Raw genomic sequence first — 6,468 nt, 5'->3', positions numbered from 1 at the left:
CTGTTGAAGCAGAAATTGTAGAAGAAGCAGTGGATTATAAATACAGTTCAGCAAAGGAATATTCTGGTACAATAAGAGGGTTGTTGGATATTGAATTATTGTGCTAAGCACGCGTTTTGCTTCGCAACGCGCGCTATGGGGAAGGTGTTACGCAGAAATGGAAGATTATAATAAAGCAATACTCTATTTTGAAGAATCTTTGGCGTTAGCAGAACGATTTCCAGAAGCCTATTACCAATTAGGCTTGATCTATAAAAAACTTAATAATAATGAAAAGGCTTATGATAATTTTAAAGTAGCAAAGGAATATATTAGGTATAGCATGAATGAACCATATATAGAACGTTTTGACGAAGTTTTTGAGTATATGATAGATGATAAATTGAAAGAAAAACAGATAAATTAAAAACTAAAATTCAATCACCTGATTGAAAGATTCCGCTTGAGAGGACATGCAAAATAATCACAAATTCTTAGGATACTGAAAAAAATGGAGGGAGGCACTTTCAGGAGAGGCTTCACTCCATTTTTGTATATCCAATTTCATACTGACAATTCCAGTAGTAGGGATATTATCTGGAAAACCAGAGAGCAAATAATTAGCTAAATCATTTAAACCAGGATTATGACTTACTAATATCAGACAATCTACTTCATTTTTAGTCTGTTTTACTAGGCTCATTAATTTAGAATGGCTTGCATGATAAAGATTATCATCTATTTCCATTGGTGCATGTAATACAGCCTCAAAAGCCATTGCGGTATTCTTAGCTCTTTCAGCACCACTGCTAATGATTAAATCAACTTTCCTTACTTGCGAAGAAAGCCATTTTGCCATTTTTGGAGCATCTCTTTTACCTCTTTCATTTAATGGTCGATTATAATCATTTAAATGGGGATAATCCCAACTTGATTTAGCGTGACGAATAATTATTAATTTCTTCATATAAAATTAATTTCCAACAATAGTAACAGAATTAATCAAAAAACGTATATTGCCTTAAATTTATAATAATTAATAACAATTTATTTTATGAGTACTGGAACAGTAAAGTTCTTCAATGAAGACAAAGGATTTGGATTTATTGTAGAAGACGAAACAGAGAACGAAATCTTCGTTCACGTAAGTGGTTTAGAAGACGATATCGAGAAAAACGATAAAGTTACCTTCGAAACTACAGATGGTAAAAAAGGCTTAAATGCCATTGGTGTCAGAAGAGTATAATTCTATTTATAGATTCTGAATGTAAAGCTGATTGGTCGCCAATCGGCTTTTTTTATGCCTCTAAAAAATAAAAAAAGGTTATTGCTGTTTTAGAACAATAACCTCTTCCATTTACCTTAGTTGCTTTTACTGCAAATTCCCTTTTACGACCTTTATCTCATTTAGTGCTTCTTTATCGGTTAGTTTACCTGATTTTAAATCTTTTAAGGTCTTAGATTTGATCTGTAGTTCTAAAGTTTCCGGTATTTTGCATCCCTCACATTTAGTAATACCTACCTTAAAGATTAATTGCTCATTCTCAGCTAAGCTACTTACGTTTTTTCCATATTCAATAATATTCTTTTTAAGCTCTTCCTCAAATTTAGGATATATGTTTTTAATTAAATCATCCCTTTCTGCTTGATTTAAATTCTCTTTATTTTGGGTAGGGATATTCCAACTTTCATTTCCATTCCGAATGGAAGAAACCATATCCATATAAAAAATCACACCTAATCCTTCAATCTGTTCGGTTGGCATTCCGCCATTCAGGTAGTAGGTTTCAGATAAATCCTGAGCATAAAGTCGTTTTAAGATGGTGTTAAGTAAGGTTAGATCCTTTTGTAAAGGTATCTCTTCCTTTTCTGTATTAACTACAATTCTACTTTTTGCTTCCTCTCTATCTATTTTTCCTTCTTGAAAAGCTAGAATATCTTTTACGTTTGCTTCAACAGATAATCGATTTGTTTTTAATCTTTCTACTCTTCCTGCATCTCTGAAATATCTAATATCGTGCCCTTTTTCCATGACTAGTATTTTATCAGAAGGGTTTAATTGACTAATCAAATGACCGTAATCTAATAGGAAATCAATTACATTTTCAGTTCTTTTTACGCTGTTTTGTTCTCTCATGCTGTCCATATCCTGGATTTTGGATTGCGCTCTTGCTATTGCTATTGCTGCTCTTTTTTCCAATTCGGCTTGCCGCTCCACCAATTCCTGCCTTCTTACTTCTCTTATTTCTACGATTTCAGTCTTGTCTTCTTCGTCCAATTCCTCCTCATATTCATCAAGTTGAATTTCTTCTATGACACCAAATCCTTTAGCGATTGCTGCAGAAATATCTGGCATTGGTGGAGCGGTTGGTCCAAAATTGAAAGCAAACACATTACTTTTAGGTAAAGTCAAAATTACTCCATAATCTTCAATGTACTGAGTTTGTTGTTCGCGTTCATAGTTCCAGTGCATTGCATTATTTTCATTGACCAAACTATTTAAAACTGTCTGAGCAACTTTCAAATCCTTATTCATTCTTTCATTATCAACTCCTTGAGCTGAAATTGTGCCTACAAAAAGGCTTAATGCTATTAATAATCTATATTTCTTCATTTTTCTATATTTTTGTTTTTAAAATTTTAGCGCAAGCTTTTGCCAACTTCATACCAGTGGTCGCTGATTTTTTCCTTTTATATTTAATAAGCTTTTTCTTCCTTTTGATTATTGGCTAAGCTGTTAATCATTTGACCCGTTTCAATTTTGAATAAATCTTTGTCTGATTCCATTAATTCCATTTTTGCAAATAGGTAGTTCATATCTTCTTTTCTTTGCTCATCAATATATTCAGCAAAATTTGTTAATAGTGTTTCAGTGTAAATCTGTTGTTGTTGATTGCTTTCCTTCCAATATGCTTGCATTATTTTTACATTACTTTCTTGCATTCCTGTGAGATAATTATTGATGAACTGCTTGTTTTCCATGCTCTGTTTGGTCAAATAATTTTCTAATTCCTGTTTGTCTTCCTGTCTTTTAGCATCAAGTTTTTCCTCATAAGTTGAAAGTGCTGAGTTCACCATTAACTGAATTTGGTCTTCATCAATTTTATTAGCAGTTGAAATTTGTTGGCCGATAGCAATTCTAAACTCGCCATTATGATTGTTAATTTCTAAGCCTGTAAACCTAGCTGCTAAAAGTAGAATCAAAATAGAGGCGGCTATGGATATAAACCATTTGAAAGAAGACTGGGAATGATGCTTTTCTTTGTTTTTATAAACATTGAAAAATGGTGGAGCACTCACTTTCTTATCCTCCCATTTCTGGATAGTATGCTGTGCATTCTCAAATCCTTCCAATTCTTGTTTTAGCTCAGGATTTAAAGCCAACTCATTTTCAAAAGCTTTTCTTTCATCTGGATTTAATTCATCATAGAGATAATCCATCATTTTCGCTTTCCAATCTTCAGTTTTCATATCTTAAACTTTTTTCAGTAATATTTTCTTTCGCTAATAATTTTCTCATATGAGAAAACGCATAATACAATCTTGATTTAACTGTGTTTTCAGAAACACTTAAGGCTTCTGCTATTTCTCTAAATTTTAATCCTTCATATTCTTTCATAATTAAAACTTCTCGCTGATCCTTGCTAAGTTGCTGTAGGCACTTTGTCAAAATATCCCCTAATTCTCCCTGAAGATATGTTTGTTCAGGATTATTTTCATTAGGTATCGAAACTTCCCAATCTGGACTATTACCATCATCATTTTGCGGTAAAAGTTGGTCAAAACTTAACCATCTATGTCGCTTTCCTTTTCTGCTTTCCTGCCGACAAATATTTGTTACAATTGTGTAAATCCACGATTTGAATTTGCTACAATCGTTTAATTGGTTGATTTTATGATGCATTGCAATAAAGGTTTGCTGAGCCGCCTCTTGTGCTAAATCAGCCTTGCCAAAATATTTATAAGCAAAATTATAAATTCTTGGATACCACTGACGAACCAATTCTCCCTGGGCGAAACTGTCACCCGTTTGAGCTTGTGATATTAAATCTTCATTTTGCACTGCATACATTTTGATAAAGCCACTAAGGCATTTACATAAAAAAACTGGTATCCAATTTGTGAATTTTAGCAGATTTCCACAGCTTCATTTTAACTTGGAAATTTATACTTATTCAATTTATAGCTTATTTGAATTTAGGATGTTGAGAGAATGAAAAAAGTTTTAATTCATTTTAAATTATTTCACTTAAGGTGTCTTGCATGGAGAGAAGCTGATTTTAGAAGTTAGTAGTATAGCTGTAGTTAAAATAAGATGTGTAAATTTGATGAAAGATTAAATTTGAGAAAGTCACTTCATGAAAGCTATATTTTCTAGTATTTTAATCGACCTATTATTAATTTCAATAACTTTTAAAACTGAATTTTTACTTTTTCAAAAATGGAGAAAAATAGCAAATGGCTAGAAGAACTTGAATTATTGAGATCAATAATTCGTAAGACTGAACTAGAGAAAACAACTAAATGGGGTGGGGAGGTTTATACTTTCAATAAAGGTAATGTTTTGTCAATAGCAGGATTTAAGAATTATGTAAGTTTATGGTTTTTCAATGGTGTATTTTTAAAAGACCCATTTCAGGTCTTAGGAAATTCTCAAGAAGGTAAAACGAAAGCACTTCGGTATTGGCAATTCACCTCATTAGATGAGATGGAAGAGGAAAAGATTCTGCAATATATTCAAGAGGCAATCGAAAATGAAAAGAAAGGATTAAAATGGAAAGCTGAAAAATCAAGCGATTTAGAAATTCCTGAAATTTTTAGTAATTATTTAACGGCAGATAAATCCTTAAAATCCACTTTTGAAAATTTGACTCCTTTCAAACAAAAGGAATACATTGAATATATTTCCTCAGCCAAAAGAGACGCTACTAAAGTCAGTAGGATAGAGAAAATAATACCTATGATTTTGGAGGGAATTGGGTTGAATGACAAATACAGGAAATGATAATTATATAATATTTTATCGCGCTGAGATAAATTTATTGTAAGGCTTCCTAAATATTTAAAAGCTTCTTTTCTTCCAAATACTCAATTCTTTAGTACTTTAGCGATTCATATATTTTAACATAGATGACTTTAAAAGAAATTTTAGTTGGTTTTGGTAATGCTATGTGGGGTACGCCCCTTTTATTATTGTTAATGGGCGGAGGCCTCTTTTTCCTCTTGTATTCCCGTTTTCTTCCTTTTCGATTTTTCAAACATGCTGTTCAAATTTTAAGAGGGAAGTATGATGGTGAGAAAAGCGAAGGCGATATTAATCATTATCAAGCACTTTCAACTGCATTAGCTGCTACTGTGGGAATGGGTAACATCAGTGGTGTGGCGGTAGCTATTACTATGGGTGGTCCTGGAGCTATTTTTTGGATGTGGGTAAGTGCTTTTGTAGGAATGGCTACAAAATTTTTTACTTGTACATTAGCGGTGATGTATAGAGGAAAAGATTCTCTTGGACAGCTGCAAGGTGGACCAATGTATGTTATACGAGAAGGATTAGGTAAAAAATGGCAACCCATGGCTGTCTTATTTTGCGTGGCAGGTATGTTTGGAACTATCCCTAGTTTTCAATCCAATCAATTGACTGCTGCAATAGGAGAAGGGCTTTTAATACCCATGGGAATTGAATTGACTTTTGGAATAAAATTAGCTATCGGTATCATTTTAGCTATTATAGTAGGTTTAGTAATTCTGGGGGGGATTAAAAGAATTGGTAATGTGGCTGGAAGTATGGTACCTGCTATGGTTGGTATTTATGTAATAGCAGTGGTTGCTATATTAGTATTGAATTATCAATTAGTACCACAATATTTAAAACTTATTTTTGTAGATGCTTTTACAGCTAACTCAGTACTGGGCGGAGCAGTTGGAGCAATTGTAATAGCAGGAGCCAGGAGAGCTGCATTTTCCAATGAAGCTGGAATAGGAACTGCTCCAATGGCACATGGAGCTGCCAAAACAAATGAACCGGTTCGTGAAGGTTTAGTTGCTATGATGGGGCCCGCAATAGACACCATAATCGTTTGTACCATGACTGCTTTAGCCATTTTAATAACTGGAATATGGCAAGATCATACGGAAGGCATAAGCGGAGTAACTTTAACTATCAAGGCTTTTGATGATTCTTTATGGGGCGGTAGATATTTGTTGGTTTTGGCTTTATTCATTTTCGCTATAACTTCTCTTTTCAGTTATTCATATTACGGTGGAAAATGTTTTTCCTATTTATTTGGAGCCCAGCATGTGCGCTGGTACCAGTATTTTTATATCGGAATGGTGGTTTGGGGCTCAGTAGCCTCTTTGGGAGCAGTGATCGGATTAATTGATGGAATGTATGCCTTGATGGCATTCCCTACTATGATTTCAGCTTTTATATTAGCACCAAAAGTAATGAAGGCTGCTAAGGTTTATTTTTCTAAGGATGACTTGGATTGA

Annotated in this window: 8 protein-coding genes; 4 read left to right on the top strand and 4 right to left on the bottom strand. The window is 33.4% G+C overall.

What is annotated here, in order from left to right:
* Positions 1-100 precede the first annotated feature (100 nt).
* Positions 101-406: a tetratricopeptide repeat protein gene (locus VFM92_RS01105; RefSeq protein ID WP_349256646.1), complete on the top strand. Its 306-nt coding sequence runs from the start codon at positions 101-103 to the stop codon at positions 404-406.
* A gap of 57 nt (positions 407-463) precedes the next feature.
* On the opposite strand, the gene VFM92_RS01100 is transcribed toward VFM92_RS01105, so the two are convergent.
* Positions 464-946, bottom strand: coding sequence for a histidine phosphatase family protein (locus VFM92_RS01100; RefSeq protein ID WP_325120347.1), 483 nt, complete (start codon positions 944-946; stop codon positions 464-466).
* A gap of 87 nt (positions 947-1,033) precedes the next feature.
* Here VFM92_RS01100 and VFM92_RS01095 point away from each other — a divergent pair, with 87 nt between their 5' ends.
* Positions 1,034-1,225, top strand: a complete 192-nt coding sequence (locus VFM92_RS01095) for a cold-shock protein (protein WP_085517016.1) — start codon at positions 1,034-1,036, stop codon at positions 1,223-1,225.
* A 126-nt stretch (positions 1,226-1,351) separates the two neighbouring features.
* On the opposite strand, the gene VFM92_RS01090 is transcribed toward VFM92_RS01095, so the two are convergent.
* From VFM92_RS01090 to VFM92_RS01080, 3 genes are all read right to left on the bottom strand, one after another.
* Positions 1,352-2,593 (bottom strand): hypothetical protein, encoded by a 1,242-nt coding sequence (locus VFM92_RS01090; protein ID WP_325120346.1) that lies wholly within the window; start codon positions 2,591-2,593, stop codon positions 1,352-1,354.
* A gap of 83 nt (positions 2,594-2,676) precedes the next feature.
* Positions 2,677-3,450 (bottom strand): hypothetical protein, encoded by a 774-nt coding sequence (locus VFM92_RS01085; protein ID WP_325120345.1) that lies wholly within the window; start codon positions 3,448-3,450, stop codon positions 2,677-2,679.
* Entirely contained in the window at positions 3,440-4,042 is a 603-nt protein-coding gene (locus VFM92_RS01080) for an RNA polymerase sigma factor (protein ID WP_325120344.1), read from the bottom strand. Before VFM92_RS01080 ends, VFM92_RS01085 begins: the two co-directional genes overlap by 11 nt.
* A gap of 378 nt (positions 4,043-4,420) precedes the next feature.
* Between VFM92_RS01080 and VFM92_RS01075 the strand changes: the two genes are divergently transcribed.
* Together VFM92_RS01075 and VFM92_RS01070 are read left to right on the top strand one after the other, a co-directional pair.
* The gene (locus tag VFM92_RS01075) at positions 4,421-4,984 is read left to right on the top strand and encodes a YdeI/OmpD-associated family protein (RefSeq protein WP_325120343.1); all 564 of its coding nucleotides are present in this window, start codon (positions 4,421-4,423) and stop codon (positions 4,982-4,984) included.
* 125 nt (positions 4,985-5,109) lie between these two features.
* A complete protein-coding gene (locus tag VFM92_RS01070; protein ID WP_325120342.1) occupies positions 5,110-6,468 on the top strand; it encodes an alanine/glycine:cation symporter family protein in 1,359 nt (452 codons plus the stop codon).

Source organism: Marivirga sp., from assembly GCF_035704835.1.
Lineage (GTDB): Bacteria > Bacteroidota > Bacteroidia > Cytophagales > Cyclobacteriaceae > Marivirga.
This window is presented reverse-complemented; position numbering and strand designations above follow the sequence as displayed.